16 protein-coding genes are annotated in these 18605 nt (G+C 56.9%); 10 read left to right on the top strand and 6 right to left on the bottom strand.

The window, feature by feature from the left end:
* Window positions 1–552: 552 nt before the first annotated feature.
* The 4 genes from VAE57_RS16270 (at window position 553) to VAE57_RS16285 (ending at window position 5227) form a co-directional block, all read left to right on the top strand.
* A complete protein-coding gene (locus VAE57_RS16270) occupies window positions 553–1569 on the top strand; it encodes a thiamine pyrophosphate-dependent dehydrogenase E1 component subunit alpha (RefSeq protein WP_322822909.1) in 1017 nt (338 codons plus the stop codon).
* Between the two features lie 77 nt (window positions 1570–1646).
* On the top strand, window positions 1647–2681 hold the full coding sequence (locus VAE57_RS16275; protein ID WP_322822910.1) for an alpha-ketoacid dehydrogenase subunit beta: 1035 nt from the start codon (window positions 1647–1649) through the stop codon (window positions 2679–2681).
* 29 nt (window positions 2682–2710) lie between these two features.
* Window positions 2711–4108, top strand: coding sequence for an alpha/beta fold hydrolase (locus tag VAE57_RS16280; RefSeq protein WP_322822911.1), 1398 nt, complete (start codon window positions 2711–2713; stop codon window positions 4106–4108).
* A gap of 105 nt (window positions 4109–4213) precedes the next feature.
* Window positions 4214–5227 (top strand): ATP-NAD kinase family protein, encoded by a 1014-nt coding sequence (locus VAE57_RS16285; protein WP_322822912.1) that lies wholly within the window; start codon window positions 4214–4216, stop codon window positions 5225–5227.
* 586 nt (window positions 5228–5813) lie between these two features.
* Here the strand turns inward: VAE57_RS16285 and VAE57_RS16290 are convergent.
* Complete coding sequence (locus VAE57_RS16290; RefSeq protein ID WP_322822913.1) at window positions 5814–6992, bottom strand: thiolase family protein; 1179 nt, start codon at window positions 6990–6992, stop codon at window positions 5814–5816.
* A gap of 256 nt (window positions 6993–7248) precedes the next feature.
* Window positions 7249–9669, bottom strand: coding sequence for a 3-hydroxyacyl-CoA dehydrogenase/enoyl-CoA hydratase family protein (locus VAE57_RS16295; protein WP_322822914.1), 2421 nt, complete (start codon window positions 9667–9669; stop codon window positions 7249–7251).
* 233 nt (window positions 9670–9902) lie between these two features.
* Between VAE57_RS16295 and VAE57_RS16300 the strand changes: the two genes are divergently transcribed.
* The gene (locus VAE57_RS16300) at window positions 9903–10343 is read left to right on the top strand and encodes an Rrf2 family transcriptional regulator (RefSeq protein WP_322822915.1); all 441 of its coding nucleotides are present in this window, start codon (window positions 9903–9905) and stop codon (window positions 10341–10343) included.
* A gap of 20 nt (window positions 10344–10363) precedes the next feature.
* Here the strand turns inward: VAE57_RS16300 and VAE57_RS16305 are convergent, their stop codons facing one another.
* The 4 genes from VAE57_RS16305 to VAE57_RS16320 form a co-directional block, all read right to left on the bottom strand.
* The gene (locus VAE57_RS16305; RefSeq protein WP_322822916.1) at window positions 10364–11215 is read right to left on the bottom strand and encodes a DUF2085 domain-containing protein; all 852 of its coding nucleotides are present in this window, start codon (window positions 11213–11215) and stop codon (window positions 10364–10366) included.
* The gene (locus VAE57_RS16310; protein WP_322822917.1) at window positions 11212–11757 is read right to left on the bottom strand and encodes a TlpA family protein disulfide reductase; all 546 of its coding nucleotides are present in this window, start codon (window positions 11755–11757) and stop codon (window positions 11212–11214) included. Before VAE57_RS16310 ends, VAE57_RS16305 begins: the two co-directional genes overlap by 4 nt.
* Window positions 11758–11865: 108 nt before the next feature.
* Window positions 11866–12210, bottom strand: a complete 345-nt coding sequence (locus VAE57_RS16315; RefSeq protein ID WP_416208467.1) for a nucleotidyltransferase domain-containing protein — start codon at window positions 12208–12210, stop codon at window positions 11866–11868.
* A complete protein-coding gene (locus VAE57_RS16320; protein ID WP_322822919.1) occupies window positions 12108–12575 on the bottom strand; it encodes a HEPN domain-containing protein in 468 nt (155 codons plus the stop codon). The genes VAE57_RS16315 and VAE57_RS16320 overlap by 103 nt, the downstream gene beginning before the upstream one ends.
* An 867-nt stretch (window positions 12576–13442) precedes the next feature.
* Between VAE57_RS16320 and VAE57_RS16325 the strand changes: the two genes are divergently transcribed.
* From VAE57_RS16325 to VAE57_RS16345, 5 genes are all read left to right on the top strand, one after another.
* Window positions 13443–13931 carry an HDIG domain-containing metalloprotein gene (locus VAE57_RS16325; protein ID WP_322822920.1) on the top strand — a complete coding sequence of 163 codons (489 nt, stop codon included), beginning with the start codon at window positions 13443–13445 and terminating at the stop codon, window positions 13929–13931.
* Window positions 13932–13934: 3 nt separating this feature from the next.
* The gene (locus tag VAE57_RS16330; protein ID WP_322822921.1) at window positions 13935–14681 is read left to right on the top strand and encodes a ScpA family protein; all 747 of its coding nucleotides are present in this window, start codon (window positions 13935–13937) and stop codon (window positions 14679–14681) included.
* A gap of 47 nt (window positions 14682–14728) precedes the next feature.
* Window positions 14729–16924, top strand: coding sequence for a GAF domain-containing protein (locus VAE57_RS16335; protein WP_322822922.1), 2196 nt, complete (start codon window positions 14729–14731; stop codon window positions 16922–16924).
* 78 nt (window positions 16925–17002) lie between these two features.
* Entirely contained in the window at window positions 17003–17659 is a 657-nt protein-coding gene (locus VAE57_RS16340; RefSeq protein WP_012259074.1) for a response regulator, read from the top strand.
* Window positions 17659–18426, top strand: coding sequence for an MBL fold metallo-hydrolase (locus VAE57_RS16345; protein WP_322822923.1), 768 nt, complete (start codon window positions 17659–17661; stop codon window positions 18424–18426). The genes VAE57_RS16340 and VAE57_RS16345 overlap by 1 nt, the downstream gene beginning before the upstream one ends.
* Window positions 18427–18605 lie beyond the last annotated feature (179 nt).

Here is an 18605-nt window from a genome sequence, read left to right on the forward strand (position 1 = left end):
GGTTGCCGGGGGTTGTTTGTTTGGCGTATGCTCTGTCTACTGGTTGTTTCTGTGCTGCAATGCCATCGGGTGTGCCGGTAGTGGGCCGCAGCACCACCCCTCACTCTGGTGCTGCACCTGAGCGCGAATGGATTGAAGCAGCCGCTGCCCCTGCAACAACGTATCAGTGGCTTGTTGGGGCACACCTTGCAGTGCATCAGCACAGGACTGACAATCTGCATTGATGCGCAGTGCGGCCTGACGGCCGCATAGCATGCATGAAATAGCTACTGCACAGTGGGTTGATTCCATACAGATTGCGGCTCACAAGCGTGCAAACCAAACTGCTTGACAAGTCAATTTGCATCACGTATAGTAATGGTATCGGTTTTATTCCAAATCGGAATAGATTGCATTACCCCGATGCAACAATTCTCAGCATTACGTCAGCCTCTTCATTATCCCTCCGCTCCCATCTCAATCGGGGTCCTGCGCATCCCAGTCTGATCTTCCTTTCCGGCTCGCTGGCGAGCTATGGCGATAGTTGGCGTTCATTGACGAACGGAGAGTGCTATGGACATCAGTCGGGAGAAACTCCTCTGGGCGTATGAGCGGATGCGGCTCATTCGTGAGTTCGAGGATCGGTTGCACACTGATTTTGCTGCCGGGAAGATACCTGGCTTCGTTCACCTGTATGCCGGTGAAGAAGCGGTAGCTGTTGGTCTCTGTGCGCACCTACGGGATGATGATTTTATCACCAGCACCCATCGCGGTCACGGGCATTGCATTGCCAAGGGAGTCGATCTGCGGGCGATGATGGCCGAGATCTACGGCAAGGCAACAGGAGCCTGTAAGGGCAAAGGCGGTTCAATGCATATTGCCGATGTCGATAAAGGCATGCTTGGCGCCAACGGTATTGTTGGTGGTGGCCCGCCACTGGCCTGTGGTGCCGGTCTGACCGCGAAGATCAAGGGTACCGATCAAGTCACGGTTTGCTTCTTCGGTGATGGAGCGTCGAATCAGGGTACGACGTTTGAGGGTCTGAATCTGGCGGGAATCTGGAAATTGCCGGTCGTGTTTGTGTGTGAGAATAACGGCTACGCCGAGACGACGTCGCCCCGTTATTCTGTTTCCGGGCAAGACATCGCTGCGCGCGCACGTGGGTTTGGTATGCCGAGCATCGCCATTGACGGCCTCGATTTCTTTGCCGTTTACGAGGCAGCCGGTGAAGCTGTAGCGCACGCCCGGCGCGGGGAAGGCCCGACGTTTATCGAGGCACAGACGTATCGCTACTATGGCCACTTCGAGGGTGACTCGATCCGCTATCGCACCCGCGATGAGGAAGCTCACTATCGCTCGCTCGACTGTCTCCACCGTTTTCGCCAGACTGTGACGGCCCAGGGATTGTTGACAGCTGCTGAGCTTGATGAGATCGATGCCCGCGCTCGTGCCGCGGTGGAAGATGCGGTACGCTTCGCTGCCGAAAGTCCATTGCCCGATCCGGCAGAGCTGTTGACCGATGTCTATGTTGATTATCCGATGTCGGCTTTGTGGCCCTTCCAGGAAGCTGCGGTCGCAGTACGGCGCTAGATGCGAATAGCGATAGTGAGCTGTGGGGAAGAGGTAGCTTTTCTTCTACACAGACAACTCAACGATGAGGTGATACTATGACTGCAATGGTTGAAGAGGCAGTACGTACTCTGAGCTATCGTGAGGCGATCAATGAGGCATTGCGCCTTGAGATGCGGCGCGATCCAACGGTGATCTTGATGGGTGAAGATGTCACCGGGGCATCCCATAGTGAAGACGAGAGCCATCTCGATGCCTGGGGTGGGGTGTTGGGGGTGACGAAGGGGTTGGTACACGAATTTGGCCGTCAGCGTGTGCGTGATACGCCAATTACCGAGTCGGGATTTGTGGGGGCTGGTGTCGGTGCAGCGGCAACCGGTCTACGACCGGTGGTTGAGCTGATGTTCATCGGCTTTATGGGTGTATGTCTCGACCAGATCGTCAATCAGGCTGCCAAGATGCGCTACATGTTCGGCGGCAAGGCGCGTATTCCACTCGTCATTCGGACGATGATCGGGGCCGGTTTTCGGGCAGCAGCTCAGCACTCCGACTCGATCTACTCAACGTTTGTTCACTTCCCCGGCTTGAAGGTGGTTGCACCGGCGACTCCGGCTGATGCGAAGGGATTGCTGGCGGCGGCTATTCGTGACGATGACCCGGTTATCTTCTGTGAGCACAAACTGCTCTACGATATGAAAGGGCCGGTTCCTGAAGGTGAATATGTTATTCCGCTTGGGCAGGCTGATGTGAAGCGCGAAGGTGGTGATGTCACGATTGTTGCCATCTCACGTATGGTATTGCACGCTTTAGAGGCGGCCGAGCGATTAGCGCAACAAGGTATCAGCGCTGAAGTAATTGATCTTCGCACATTATCACCACTCGATGAGACGACGGTACTGGAGTCGGTGCGGAAGACCGGCCGTCTGGTCGTGGTTGATGAAGATAATCCACGGTGCAGTGTGGCGGGTGATATAGCCACCCTGGCGGCAACCCAGGCGCTGGAATTTTTGAATGCGCCGGTTAAGCTGGTCACACCACCTCATACACCGGTACCGTTTAGCCCGACACTGGAAGAAGCCTATGTACCTTCGCCTGAGCGGATTGTGGCCGCGGCGCGGGCGACATTTGGCTGATTCTGGGGGCGCTTGTTGCAGGAGAAATCATGCCTACCGAGGTTGTGATGCCAAAGTGGGGCTTGAGCATGCAAGAGGGGAAGATCAACCTCTGGCTCAAGCGCGAAGGCGAGTCGGTGCAGCAGGGTGAGCCAATTGCAGAGGTGGAAACGGAGAAGATCACGAATGTCGTTGAAGCTCCGGTGAGTGGAACGCTGGCGCGGCTGTGTTATCCCGAAGGGAGCGTTGTGGCGGTGACGAAGGTTATCGCCTATATCACTGCTCCTGGTGAGCGGCTGGCCGAGGTGGCCGGGAATGGCGCAGCAGAGACAGTCCCGGCTCCGGTTGCCGTCCAGGATACGCCGGCAGTATCTCGGCCGCCAGCGTCAGTCCGTACCGCTGCACCACGCGCCATGCCGGCGGCGCGGAAGCTGGCCCAAGAGCATGGGATTGATTTGAGCACGCTGGTCGGGAGTGGCCCTGGTGGGGCAATTATCCGGGAAGATGTTGAGCGAGCCATTGCAGCCCGGGCAACGCCAGTACAGCCGCTCCAGCGGGTCAGTTTCTACAGTGATGGTCATCGTCTTGATGGCTTGCTGTACACGCCTCGTGATCTAACGCCGGGTGAACGCAGGCCGGGTGTGGTATTACTGGTCGGCTACACCTACCTCAAGACGATGGTGATGCCCGACATCGCCAAAGTGCTTAATGCTGCCGGCTATGTTGCACTCGTCTTCGATTACCGTGGGTTTGGCGAGAGTGAAGGAGAGCGGGGCCGCCTCATGCCACTTGAGCAGGTGGCGGATGCACGGGAAGCCCTCACGTTTCTGTCCAACCAGCCAACTGTCGATCCTGAGCGCATGGCTGTGATCGGGATCAGTCTGGGTGGCGCACACGCGGTGACAACCGCCGCGCTTGATCGGCGGGTTCGTGCAGCGGTGGCATTGGAGCCGCCCGGCAACGGTGCGCGTTGGTTGCGGAGTTTGCGTCGGCAGTGGGAATGGAGTCAATTCCTGGAGCGCCTGGCTGAAGATCGCCGGCAGCGGGTGCTGTCTGGGAAGTCAAGCCTGGTCGATCCGTTAGAGATTGTTTTGCCCGATCCGGAATCACAGGCGTTCCTCGATCAGGTCGCGGCTGAGTTCCCCCAGATGAAAGTGACATTATCACTGGCAAGTGCTGAAGCGCTGATTGAGTACGCTCCGGAGGATATAGCAGGCCACATTGCCCCGCGACCGTTGCTGGTGATTCACGGCGATGCCGATCAGCTTGTGCCGCTGGCAGAAGCGCAGGCTATCGTCGAGCGGGCGGGGGCAACGGCGCGGTTGGAGGTTATTCCCGGTATGAGCCATTTCAACTGGGTACTACCGGGAAGTGCAGGATTTATTCGGGTAACGAACAGTATCGTTGAGTTTCTGCAACAGGTACTCCCTGTTGTCAGGTCATCGTAATCTTCGCCAGCAGGAAGACCGGCAGGAACGGCAACAAAACGCTACCGCGTCTTACCTGCTGCTATGCAGTGGAGCGCGGGGCAATAGTGCCCCGCGACGTGTTCCATGGTTACTGTTGGTATCATCGCTAATCCGGCATCAGGGAAGGATATTCGGCGGCTGGTAGCGCATGGCTCGGTGTTTGACAATGAAGAGAAGGTCAGCATCGTTAAGCGGGTTCTGCTAGGGTTGGAAGCCGTTGGGGTACAGCGTGTCTGGATCATGCCGGATCGGTTCGGGATTGGCCTCAAGGCGCTTGACAATCTCCCGTTGACGATTGAAGCAACGCTCCTCGACATACCGGCCTGGTTTACGCCTGACGACACGTTACGCACGGCACGGTTGTTTGCTGAACGTAACGTTGGCTGTATCGTGACTCTCGGCGGGGACGGTACAAATCGACTGGTCGCCAAGGGATGTGGTGATGTACCGCTCATGCCAATATCAACCGGCACCAACAATGTCTTTCCATTGATGATTGAAGCGACCACCGCCGGTCTGGCGGCAGGACTGGTCGCGTGTGGTCGGGCCGACGCAGCAGTAGTTCGTGCTCCACGAATTGATGTCTACCGCCTGGCTACACCGCAGGCGATTGATCAACTGCACGAAACAACACCGGATGACATAGCGCTGGTGGATGCTGCTGTCTACGACGAGCGATTTGTCGCCGCACGCGCTATCTGGGACAGCACGCGGATCAGTGATCTGGTACTGACGCGCGCCGAGCCGGGCAATATTGGATTGTCATCGATTGGGGCGCATGCGCTGGCCGGTCAGTATCCATCAGGCCACGGCTTGTATTTGCGGCTTGCCGCTAGCGGGAAACCGGTGCGGGCACCTGTGGCACCGGGTCTGATGCAAACTGTTCACGTTGCGGAGCATCGGATACTGGCTCCCGGTGAAACGGTGATCGTCTGTCGCGAACGACCGGCTGTACTGGCCTTTGATGGCGAACGTGAAATCGAATTGCGAGCCGGCGAGTCGGCAATATTGCGCTTTAACTCGCAAGGTCCTCGGGTGATTGAGCCACGGCGGGCAATTGCTCTGGCGGCTGGAGCAGGTTTTTTTAGTGGTGGGTGAGTTTGGATAAGATAACTGGTTATGTTTATCTTTACCCTCTCTTTTCATCTCACACTGTATCGGTCACTTCACCAGCGTGTGTGGCTCCCGGATCGTTGTGTCCACACTTTGTCTACCCTGGCAGGGATGGAAGAAGACTCGGTGAAAGCAATGCTGACAGCGAGTGTTTGTTGTCAGACGGCAGTGTATAACGTGAGACTGTACAGTCCCACGCTATCCTATTTTTAACCCAAGTTGCTCCCTTTGTCACCAAAGAGGCATGGAGGGCACAGAGGATGGGCATCACCCGAGGCGCTACATTGCGAGGTGACGTAGCGTGTCGATGGGAATGGACTGCTACCCAATATGGTTCATACCGTTCAGTTACGCTGCACCGTGTTATGCGCAGCGTTGTGCTGTTCATCATGGCAATCAGCTTCACGTGGCCTGCTCACAGCATAGGTGGCAACTTGAGTTAAATGTATCACTCACCGTACCACCCTGGCACGCCAATTGTAAGTTCCTCCAAAAAGGCCAGAGACCAATAGGGCGGAGGCATTGCCCCCGCCCCGCTGTCGTTTACCCTGGTTGCAACAGGCGTCGTTCCTTAGCTGATCCGCTCGAAAATACCTGCGGCACCCATGCCTCCCCCGATGCACATCGTCACCATGCCGTAACGACCGCCGCGCCGCTCGAGTTCATCGAGGATCTGGACGGTCAGTTTGGCACCGGTGCATCCCAGCGGATGTCCCAGTGCAATTGCACCGCCGTTGACATTGACCCGCTCTTCGTCAAGATCGAGCTGACGAATGACGGCAATCGATTGGGCGGCGAAGGCTTCATTGAGTTCGATCAGATCAATGTCGGCAAGGGTCAGGCCGGCCAGCTTCAGCGCTTTGGGTATGGCAACGACCGGGCCAATCCCCATAACTTCTGGCTCCACGCCGCCGACTGCGAAGCTCACGAAGCGTGCCCGTGGTTTCAAGCCTAGCGCTGCCGCACGTTCAGCACTCATCACGACAACAGCAGCCGCACCGTCGCTCATCTGGGATGAGTTGCCGGCGGTGACGGTGCCTTCGGCGGCAAAGACCGGCTTCAGTTTCGCCAGGGCCTCGGCTGAGGTGTCGGCACGTGGCCCCTCATCGCGGTCGAAGACCATGACACGGCGCTGTGGGCGACCATCCGTCCCCGGCTCGACCAGCTCCACTTCCACCGGCACAATGCTCCGGTCGAACAATCCGGCAGCCTGTGCTGCCAGTGCGCGCTGGTGGGACCGCAAGGCGAAGGCATCCTGCTCTTCACGATCAATTTCAAAGCGCCGTGCTACCTGTTCGGCAGTTAGGCCCATGCTCATGTAGACTGCCGGATCGTGCTGGGCCAGATAGGGGTTCGGCGAGAACTTGTTGCCACTCATCGGTACCATGCTCATGCTTTCGGTACCGCCGGCCACCACGACATCACTTTGCCCTGACATAACCTGATAGGCCGCCATCGCAATCGTCTGTAATCCCGAAGCGCAGAACCGGTTGACGGTAACGCCACACACGCTATCGGGAAGTCCAGCGCGTTGGGCGGCGATCCGGGCAACGTTCAGCCCCTGTTCGCCTTCGGGCATTGCACAGCCCATAATCACGTCTTCCACCAATGCCGGATCAATGCCGGCCCGTTCGATAGCCGCTTTCACGACGATTGCTGCCAGATCGTCAGGGCGAACGGTACGCAGTGCACCTCGACCGGCTTTGCCGACTGCCGTGCGTACTCCAGAAACAATTACTGCCTCACGCATTGTGATACTCCTTTGTTCATCGTGAGTGCCATTAGAACCGAGAATGTGTCTTACTTCTGTTTCAGTCACGAAGGAACAGTCCCATATCTTGTTGCCTCGGTAGCAAAGGCTACCAGCCTGTGCTACCGAGGTTGGGTGAGAGAACTGTCAGGTTTTCCGGCTGATGATCTGTAATCCGATGTCTCTCGGTATAATTGCCGCCTGTGGACAGTCATCGCAACGGCAACGTCTCTCACCCACAACAAATACGTCCGACTTAATTCCGCAATGGCTTACCGTGTTCGAGCATATGCCGGGCGCGGGCCTGCGTGCGCGGATCTTTGAGCAATTCGAGAACCATCGCCCGTTCGAGCGCGTGCATATACACATCATCAACCCACTGCGGGCTGCTCAGTTCGCCACCACACAGCACGTAGGCCAGCTTGTCGGCAATCACTGCATCGTATGGCGTGGCAAAACCGCCTTCGCGCATCTGATAGATGGCAATCCGTGCCGCTGCCAGACCATCCCGTCCCAGTGCGTAGCAAGGTTTTGCTGTGACTGCCGGTGTATATCCCTCCGCGACCAGGCGTAACACTTCGCGTTTCGCTTCACCGATCAGGTAATCCGGGTTGAAGACAATCCGGTCGGTTGGCCGCAGCAGGCCGAGTTCTTTGGCTTCGTGAGCACTGGTGGCGACCTTCGCCAGCGCAATCGTCTCGAAGACCTGCTGGAAGGCCTTCAGCGGATCACTACCGTTGCGCACGGCGGCAGCAATAACCCGCCGGTTCATCTCGGTGCAGCCGCCCCAGGCTGGAATCACCCCCACACCGAATTCGACAAAGCCCATGTAGGTTTCGGCAGCCGCAACCGAGGCCGCACTGTGCATCGAAAGTTCAACCCCGCCGCCTAATGTCTGGCCGAACGGAGCGCTCACAATAGGTTTGGCGCTATCGCGCATGCGCCGGAACGTTTGTTGAACCAGGGCTGCGTACTCGTCAATGTCGTCCCAAGCCCCGGTCATTACCGCTGCACCGACATCGTTGAGATCGAGACCTGCCGAGAAGCGTGGCCCCTGATTGCCGACCACCATACCAACCCACGGCCCCTGATCCAGTTCGTCGAGAGCCTTGATCAGCATCTCGATCACCTGTCCGCCAATGGTGTTCGCTTTCGAATGCAGCTCGAAGCACAACACCCCATCACCAAGATCGATGACACTGGCGCTCTCATTCCCGTGCAGTTCGCGTCCAGCCGCTTTGAGTACAGCCAGATCGATTGCGCGTGGGTCACACTGGATCGGTTCAAGTCGGCCTGTCGCAACGTTAAAGGCCGCCGGCGTGCCATCGATCTCACCGTAAAAACGGCCATCGGTGGCAATCAGTTGATCCACCCATGCCGGGAGACTCTCACCAAAAGTGCGCATCCGACTCGCCGTTTCTGCGATTCCCATCGCCTGCCAGAGCTGGAATGGTCCCTGCTCGTGGGCAAAACCCCAGCGCATGGCGTTGTCAACGTCGGCAACACTGTCGGCAATCTCAGGTAAGCGGCGGGCAGCGTAGGCCATCATTGGGTAGACGGCAGCGGCGACCAGTTGGGCACCCCGATCACCTTCCTCGGCCCGACCGAGAATGAAGCGCAGGCGTTCGGGGAGCGATTTAATCTTTCGCGCTACCCCGATCAGTTCATCAACTGCCGCGGTTCCCTGGGGTGGCACGTATTCGAGCGTCTGCAAGTCGAGTGCCCAGAATTCACGTTTCCCATTCTGCCGCACCTCTTTGTAAAAGCCCTGGCCGACCTTCTTCCCCAGCTTGCCGGCGGCCACCAGCTTTTGCGTCAGGTCATTCCGCCGGTAGACATCACGACTCTCGTCATCGGGAATCGCATCGTACAGATTTGCGGCGACGTAAGCCATCACATCGATCCCAACCTGGTCGAGCAGGCGGAAGCTCGCCGTATTCGGGCGTCCGATCAGCGGGCCGGTGAGGGCATCCACCTCTTCAACCCGGTAGCCGTGTTGCAGGGCATAATTGATCAGGACCTGTCCGGCGTACACAAAGATTCGGTTGCCGATGAAATTGGGGCGATCTTTGCAGATAACTACCCCTTTGCCCAGCCGCTCTTCGGCAAACTGACGGAACGCCGCTACTACAGCCGGATCGGCATCGTCGCCGGGGATAATTTCGAGCAGTCGCAGGTAGCGTGGTGGGTTGAAGAAGTGGCTGCCGAAGAAGTGCCGGCGGAAGGCTTCACTCCGCCCTTCCGCGATGATTCGGATCGGAATACCTGACGTGTTGGTGGTGACGATTGCATGCGGTTTGCGCACCTCTTCCAGGCGTGCCATCAAGGTCTGCTTGGGGCCAATTTGCTCGACAATCGCTTCGACAATCCAGTCGCATTCGGCCAGACGGTGAAAATCGTCTTCAGTGTTGCCCAGCGTAATCAGTTCGGCACTCCGCTCACTGTAGAGGTTTGATGGCCGGGCCTTGCGCATCCGCTCAAAACTCTGCTGCACAATCCGGTTGCGGACTTGCGGGTGGTTGAGGGTGAGACCTTTCGCTTCTTCTTCAGCGGTAAGTGAAGAGGGTGGGACATCGAGCAAGATGACCGGAATGCCGGTTCCGGCCACCAGAGCAGCAATTGCGGCACCCATTGTACCGGCGCCGATCACGCCAACGCGCTTGATCTGATAGGTCATCGGGTCCTCCTTGACCATTGCAGCCGCGCTTTCCACAAGCGAAAGCGCTTTCCACATCGTGACGCACAAGTCGGGTTGTATGGTTGGTCGCGACCTAACCCTTAGACGCACTGCGTCATGGAATGCCCATATCATACCACAAGTTGGCGTTTGTTGGGAAGAGGGAATGTTGACGCACGCCGGGCTTATTGCTACAATTGTTAAGTGATCTACTTGACTATATGGAGGGGTGCATGCGAATCTCAAGTAAAGGTGATTATGGCCTGCGTGCTCTGTTCGATCTGGCGCAACGGTACGGCGAGGGGCCGACCCAGAGCGAAGCTATTGCCATCCGCCAGGGCATTCCGGTGAATTATCTCAACCAGTTGCTCATCACCTTGCGACGGGCCGGGTTAGTCGAGAGTCTCCGGGGGCCGCAGGGTGGTCATCTGCTCGCACGTTCCCCCGAATCGATTACGCTCCTGGAAGTGCTGACCGTCCTCGAAGGTCCTATTTTGCCCGCTGAAGGTGGTCGTGATGATCTTCAGCCTACCGAGCCGTCTGATCGCGCTGTGATCGATGAAATCTGGAGCGAGTTGCGCACCGCCATCGAACGCCGCCTGGCTGCCATCACGCTTGATGATCTCTGCCAGCGTAAGCGCAGCCAGGATGGCACGGTGATGTATTACATCTGAAAAGCGAACGGTCTCGTCATCTATATAACAAGACCCATACTCTCCATCCAGAAGCGCAGCCATGACATTGTGCCGGCAATCAGCAGGGTTGGAATAAGGGCAATCGTTGCCGGTCGCGCCAGTTGGCGAATACTGGTCACTTTTCCTTCATACCCCATAAACAGACTGGTTACCAGGAGACACACCAGGTAGAGCACACCGAGGATGCCGAAGAAAGCGAGAAAGGCCAACGGCCAGAAGGTGATGCCCAGATTGCCATAAATTGCTGCCAGTGCCAGCAGGTCGATGGCGATAATACCGAGGAGTTCTGTCCAGTGTTTGAAGACCGGCTGCTGCGGATCGACGTTTTGGCGTAGCGTGTTGTTGAGCACGATGTGGAGCATTGTTGCAATGGTGATCCCCATTCCCATCCCGGTGAGCGTGCGCAAAAAGTTGTCAGGCTGGTACCAGTTGGGTAAGCCAAGATCGAGAAATAGCGAGTTGAAGCCATCAACCGCCATAATCGCCACAAATGCCACCAGGGTGAGCGAGATGTGCCACGGAGGGAGTTTACCGGCCCGCCCCCGCCCAATCGCGTAGAGGTAGATGAAGGTGAGCATGAAGCTCAGGTAGATGCCACTGTTACGAGCACAAAGCGGAAATTGTAGCCCACCGACAAAGATGTTGTGCTGCTGTGCACAGATGCCATGCACAACTGCATACATCTTCCATTCCAGCGGCATCCCCGGACTAAAGAGCAGCGCTACTAGCAGCGCACTAAAACTACCGGCGAAGATCGCTCCCCACGGTAGCGAGCGTCGGGTTCCGGCCTGGCGCCCTGCAATGCGCTCTTGGGCCATCCGCAAAATCTCTTCGGGTGTATACTCGCTCATCGTACCTCCGCTAATCGTTCGGCCAGTCGTTCGGCTGTGAGCGCACCTACGTGGCGAACGGCAATCGTTCCGTCGCTGTTGATAAAGAACGTCGTTGGCAAATTAATCACCCCGTACCGTTCACCAATCACGCCGTCACGGTCAGTGATGAGCGGGAAACTGACTCCGACCTTCGGCGCAAAGGCGCTGATCGCCTCGGTCGATTCATTGCGGTTCACCGCCAAAATGACCAGGTCGGGATTGGTCCGCCGCGCCGCGTCGAGCGTCGGCATCTCTTCGACACACGGTAGGCACCAGGTTGCCCAGAAGTTGACAATCACCGGCTTGCCCCGCAGATCGCTTAATTTGTATGTGCCATCGGCCAGGGTGTAGCTGAAGTCGGGGGCTATCTCACCGGGAATAGCCGCCCAGTCCGGGCGGGTGTCGATCAGGCGACTTTCCGCCGCTATTGGTGTATCACCAACCACCAGCGCTTGATTGGGCGCTGCGGTGGTGCCACAGGCAACCAGGATCAGGCTGAAGAGAATGATCAGTCGTTTCATCGTGCGATTCGCCAGGTCTATGGTTTGTATACTCTTGGGTTTCATTGTACCACACTTGCCGTGGCAGGTGCGGCTTCATGGCGGAGTGGGTTATGTGTTTGGGGCTGATCACCGGCAATCTTCACAGCTCGCGACCGGCAATAATGCTCGCATGCCAGCCAGGGTGTACTTCCTGCAACCGCGTGCATTCTTCACGAGTGTAAACGAACAGATCAATGCCGACCGGAAATCCAACCGGTAAAAATCAGCGACTCGCTCGCGAGGCGGCTTGTCTGCGGTAGAGACGATCAGGCAGAGATCAACATCACTACCCGGTGACGGTAAATCATTCACCCATGAACCAAACCAGATCACACGCTCAATCTCTGGGTGTTCTGAACGCAGTCTGGCGACATATTGCTCAACCGCCTGTTCGATATGAGCGCGATCAAATTGATTTGATGACGACAGAATGTGAGGATGGCGTCGGCGTATTGGATGGCATGGTGTGCCTCTGTTGCAGTGTAGAAGTCGGTAGGTGCTCCTGAATCGAAACCGTTTGGGTGGCGGGTAGGAATATAATGCTTGTCAAGTATACGGGCGTAATCGATCAGTTCTGGTGGGGTCTGGATAGACTCGGGCAAATTACCGATCAATACCGTAAGCGTGTGCCCCCAGGCATCCATTCCCAGTTTGTGGCATACGGCTTTGAGCGCTTTTTCGGCAGCCTGTTGGGCAGCGAAACAGCTCCACTCATAATCTCCATCGTCGAGCGCATTGCGAGCGTGACGTAAATCTGCCTCTGCCTGTCGCCACCAGTCTTCGTAACGATTGCCCATCGCTATGCTCTCCGTAATGGCTAGAACCATTTTGTAAGCAGAATGTCTTATTGGACGAAATCTTGATAATCGTTAGGGCGGTCAGATCACTATTCATTCAATAGTCATCTCTGGAATCATACACCATATCACAGGCTATTGCACAAAGTCAGATGTTGTACCATCCATAATAGCGGGGTAGGCAAGAAGCATCCTACCGCTCTCTTTCAATCACGTGATGCTGTGAAGTTGATATACGAGCGTGGGCTTAAAAGCCCAACGTACAGGGAGTAGATTGGTGCCTCATCCATAACGCAGCATAATGCCGTGAAGGGTTAAGCAATGATGATTACTTGCCAGGAGTGGTTGTTCTGCCGTTAGCCCTAGAGGCACACTGCCACGCACTCCGACCCTTGCGTTTTCGGTGCGGCTCACTCGCACCGGCGCTACCTTGTCAGTACTCTATACTTGCCCTACCCTACAAGCATGCGATCACACGTTCTGCCTGCTCTAGGTACTCCAGCAGTGGGCTGTGTGCCCATCTTCTACACTATCAACCCGTCTCATCACCATCAGCGCATCGGACACGCTGCCCTTACCTGGTTTATAATATACCCAAGTCGTCACCTGTGCTGTGAGCAGGCCACGGAGGTTGACTGCCGTGATAACAGCACGGCGCTGCGCATAACATCGCGCATCGTAACTGAACTGTATGAACCGTTTAGGTAGCAGCTAGTTCCCATAGACGCGCTACGTCGCGCCTTAAGGTGGCAACTCAGGTTATGCCCATCCTCTGTGTTATCCGTATCTCTGTGGTGATAAAGCTAACAACTTGGGTTAATATCCCAATTGATAACTGATACGTGTCTCGTCTACAACTGGTCACTCATGTCACTATCGTATCGCATTCGACAGTTTCGTAGCGCTGTACGTGCCCGGATCACACCCGCCGAATACGATCTGGTGCGTCATCTGTTGACGCCGGCAGAGCAGCGCCTGTTTCATCAGATGCCACACTACGATCAGCGGCACTGCCTGGACGTGTATTACACGCTGGTCGAAGCAGGTGAACAAGATGTGTTTCTCCTGCGCGCCGCGCTGTATCACGATTGTGGTAAAGTTGACGACCACGGACGGCCAATGGCGCTTGGCTGGTACGTGCTGGCAACTATTCTCAAACGCTGGCCGGCCCTGTACCTGATTGCCGCCCGTTTGATCGCGCCTATCGCTCTCTATGCCGGCCATGCCGCCCGTGGAGCAAAGATGGCCGCTGCCGCCGGTTGTCCACCGGAAATTGTTGAGACCATACGTCATTACCATGATCCCAACCCCCGTGGTCGTGCTGCCCGCCTGCAATGGGCCGATGAACAAAACTGATCTATGCCTTACGCCGTCACCTTACCAGAGTTCACCGGCCCCCTCGATCTGCTATTGCGTCTGATCGAACGGGCCGAACTGGATATCACGACCATCGCCCTGGCCAGTGTCGCCGACCAGTACCTGGCCCACGTCCGTACATTAGAAGAGGTTGAACCGCGTGAACTGGCTGAGTTTGTGAGTATGGCAGCACGGTTGATTCTGATCAAGTCACGAGCGCTGTTGCCCCGTTCACCAACTGCACCTGCTGAGGCAGGTGATGAGGACGCAGGACAGCTTGTGGCCCAGTTGGAGTTGTATCGCCGTTTCAAACAGGCTGCCGAAATCCTACGCCGCTGGCAGGATCAGGGCCGGAGTACGTTTGTCCGTCTGGCGCCACCGCCGTTACTCCCCGCTCCTGCCCCCATCAGCTATCGTATTACCGATCTGCTCCACGCGCTTGAACGTCGGCGTCAGCTCCAGTTGCCACTGGCCCAGCCTGAACCGATTGTACTTGCACCACGATTGACGGTCGCTGAAGTGGCGGAGCGAATTCGTTCGCGGTTGGAGCGAACGGTCTGGTTTGATTTTACCGATCTGCTGAGCAGTGATCCAACTACCGAAGAGGTGATCGTCTCGTTTTGGGCGATGCTCGAACTGCTTAAGCGACGGGCGATTGTCGTCGAACAGACAATGCTCTTCGGGCCTATTCTCATCGGGCGAGGAATGGCACCCATTGTCACCGAACCGGCTGACGAAGATGAGTTGTAATTGCTGGCGGCATATGCGACAATGTGAATGATCATAACGAGGTAATCATGACCGACTCTGCGCATATGGCGGCTGATTCTACTCATCGCACGCTTCCGTTAGGCGATCTGCTGGCATTTGGCGATGCGTTACGTGCCGACGATACGCCTGAAAGTCTGCTGGCTGAGGTTGTCGAAACCTTACGCCGGATTGTCGGTAGTCCGTCAGTCTATGCCCGCTTACGCGACCTCGACAGTGATACGCTCTACGCTGTCGCCTTTGCCGGTGTTGATGAGACGCTGGTAGAACGTTTACGTGCCACACCAATCGGGCCAGCAATCTACCAGCCGCTCCTGCGCCCGGAATACCGGCAGAGTAATTCATATCTGATCCCGGCAGCAGTACTCCCCCCCGATGTGCCGGATACTGAAGCGATTATTCCGGCCTCAGCATTGTTAACGCCATTGCGCGGGCGGGGAGACCGCTTGATCGGCGTCATCGTGCTGGCATGGCCCGATCAACCCGATCTGGTCACTGTGCGCATGGTCGAAGCGATTGCCCGTCAGGCGGCGCTGGCAGTCGAAAATGTTCGCCTGGCTGAACGGAGCGCCCGCTTGCTGGCGAAAGAGCAACTGCTGGCCGAACTGGGGCGTGCGGTTGGAGCAACGCTTGATTTGGATACTATTTTGCATCAGACGATTGATCGGCTGGCTGCTGCATTCGGTAGTGGTCTGGTCGCACTGCTCGATAATCAAGAGACATTAATGGTCGTGGCGGCAGCACCACCGCTCGACGCACTGATCGGCAGACAATTGCCGTTACTCTCTGGCTCGCTGGCCTGGATGGTGCAGAGTGGCCAGCCTTTTGTGCTAGACGATTGTCGGTTGCATGCCCCGGATATGGCTCTGTTCGGCCCCAACATCGCGTCGTGTATCATTGCACCGTTGCGGAGTGGTGGTCGGGTGATCGGGATGCTGAGTGTGGTTAGCCGGCAGGCCGGTGTGTTCAGCGACGAAGATGTGGATTTGCTGGAGGCAATTGCCGCACAGGTGAGTGGGCCGGTCGTTAGCGCACGCCTCTACGCCGAGTCGCAACGATTGGCAGCGCAGGTGCAGCGTCGTGCCGATCAGCTCGCCGTGCTCAACTCGATTGCCCGTATCGTCACTGCAACGCTCGATCTGCGCGAGTCGCTGCCACTGGCAACGGAGCAGATACAGCACGGTTTTGGTTATCCGCAGGTTGACCTCTTCCTGCTCGAAGAAGAGGCCAATGAGCTGATCCTGGTCGCATCCGCCGGTCGTTATGCACCAGAGCGGGTTGGCTATCGCCAACACATCAATCTGGGATTGGTCGGACGTGCAGCGCGGAGTGGTCGAATTGTCCGTGCCGAGGATGTCGCGGCAGAAGCAGATTATCTCGGCCTCAGCGAGCGGCTCGATATTCGTTCAGAGCTGTGTGTACCGCTGATCTCCAATGGCAAGACGTTGGGAGTACTCAATATTGAATCGCCCGAACGAGCCGGCCTGACCGAAGAGGATGCAGCGGTACTGGAGACTGTTGCCGATATGCTGGCCGGTGCCGTAGAGAATGGACGCCTCTACCAGCGGGCGCAGCAGGCTGCTGCCCTGGAAGAACGCAATCGCCTCGCCCGTGAATTACACGACAGCGTTAGTCAGCAGCTCTTCAGTATGACCCTGACCGCACAGGCTGCACGATCACAGTTAGCGCGTAACCCGGCTCGTGTCCCGGCCCTGCTCGACCGGCTACACGAGACGGCAACTGCGGCGCTGGCCGAAATGCGTGCTTTGATCTTTCAGTTACGCCCGCCGGCACTGCGTGACCAGGGGCTTGTCGCTGCTATTCAACAACATGCCCAACATCTGGCCCATCGTGAAGGATTGCGGATAGAATTAAATGTTATCGGCGATGAACGCCACGCACGCGGCATCGAGCAACCCCTCTTTCGGATTGTTCAGGAGGCACTCAATAATATTGTGAAGCATGCAGCCGCCCGCAATGTACAAATTATGCTCGAATTCAATGCCGATCAGGTTGCGATTCGGGTCATTGACGATGGCAAGGGTTTTGATCCGGCAGCTCGTCCCTCTGGCGAAGGCCGGCATCTCGGCTTACTCAGCATGCGCGAACGCGCAGCAGAATTGGGGGGGGCGTTCACCGTTCATTCTCGTCCTGGGGCCGGTGCCGAGGTCGAGGTTGTCGTGCCACTACGTGGTCGTCACGTCAATCTTGAACGACCTGAGTAACATGAGATGCGAGACAGGCATGTCAATCGGTTGACATAATTAGTGACGTGAGAAGGGTAGCAAGAAGGGGGTAGGCGGATGGAACAGATTACGGTGCTGCTCATTGATGACCATCGCGTCGTGCGCCAGGGGTTGCGCGATTTTCTCGAATTACAACCCGATATCGAGGTGGTCGGGGAAGCGGGTAGTGGTGCCGAAGGTGTGGAACTGGCCCGTGAATTGCTGCCCGATGTCGTCTTGATGGATCTCGTCATGCCCGGTATTGATGGAGTCGAAACCACACGCCGCTTGAAAGCGGTTAGCCCCTCGTCACAGGTAATTGTCCTGACCAGCTTTGCCGACGACGACAAGGTCTTTCCTGCTATCAAAGCCGGTGCAATCTCATACCTGCTCAAAGACATCTCACCCGAAGATCTGGCCCACGCAATCCGGGCGGCGTGTCGCGGTGAAGCCGTTCTTCATCCCGATGTGGCGGCCAAATTGATGCAAGAGTTTAATACGCCGCGCCCGAACGAAGCACCGGTCGAGCAGCTCACCCCGCGTGAGATGGATGTACTGCGGCTGGTTGCGAAGGGTATGTCGAACAAGGAGATCGCCGAGACATTGATCGTTTCGGAAAAGACGGTCAAAACCCATATCAGCAATATTCTTTCAAAGCTGCATCTGGCCGACCGTACCCAGGTAGCGATCTACGCCCTCCGCAAGCGGCTTGTCCCAATCGATGAGGAAGAATAATGACAGCAAGGGTTGTATTACTGGGTACCGGAACAGGTTTGCCCGATCCTGATCGAGCGTATACGCATCTGGTTTGGGATGGGCCGGGTGGGCCGTTCCTGGTTGATGTCGGTGGTGAAAGCTACCGTCGCATGCTGGCGGCCGGTATCGATCCACAGAGGCTTGCCGGCGTTCTCTTGACCCACAGCCACTGTGATCACATGAACGGCTTACCGGCGCTCCTCTTCAGTCTCCGTCTGGGTGGGCGTACCGAACCGTTACCGATCTACAGCTTACCGGCAACCATTGAACTGGCTAGCGCGTTCCTGGCCGCAGCGGGTCTGGAAGATTGGGCCACACCGGTCATCTGGCAACCAATCACCCCCGGCGAACCCCTACAGCTTCGTGATGGTCTGGTCATCACAACGGCAATAACGGCGCACAGCCGACCCTGTCTTGCTCTGCGCTTTACAGCCCCGAACGTGCCAGCAGTGTGCTATTCCTCTGATACTGAACCATGTCCGGCAGTCGTTGATCTGGCTACCGGTGCGCAGATATTGATCCACGAAGCGACCACTGCTGAACCGTTTGCCGGCCATACCACCCCGCGTCAGGCCGGTGCCGTGGCCGCCGCTGCCGGTGTGCGTCGGCTTATCCTGGTACATTTCAGTCCGCGCTGGACAATGCCGGTTGATCAGGCGTTGGCCGAAATTGCTGCCGGCGGTTTTCGTGGTGACGCAGCAGTAGGGGTTGATCTACAAGAGCTAATCCTGGTTCCAGAGAGGTAGGTTGTCGAACCACATCCGTATCTCGCGAACGGTTAACTTTGTCTGGCGTCATCTGGAGTGCAAACGCTATCAGGTTGGAGTGTTTGGTAACTCTACGGCAATTACCGCGTTACCTTGAAGCGCGGAAGGTATGCTCTCGCGCTTCCTGTATTCAGTTCCGCCCGAATGTGACGCTCATA

This window comes from Chloroflexus sp., assembly GCF_034434295.1.
GTDB lineage: Bacteria > Chloroflexota > Chloroflexia > Chloroflexales > Chloroflexaceae > Chloroflexus.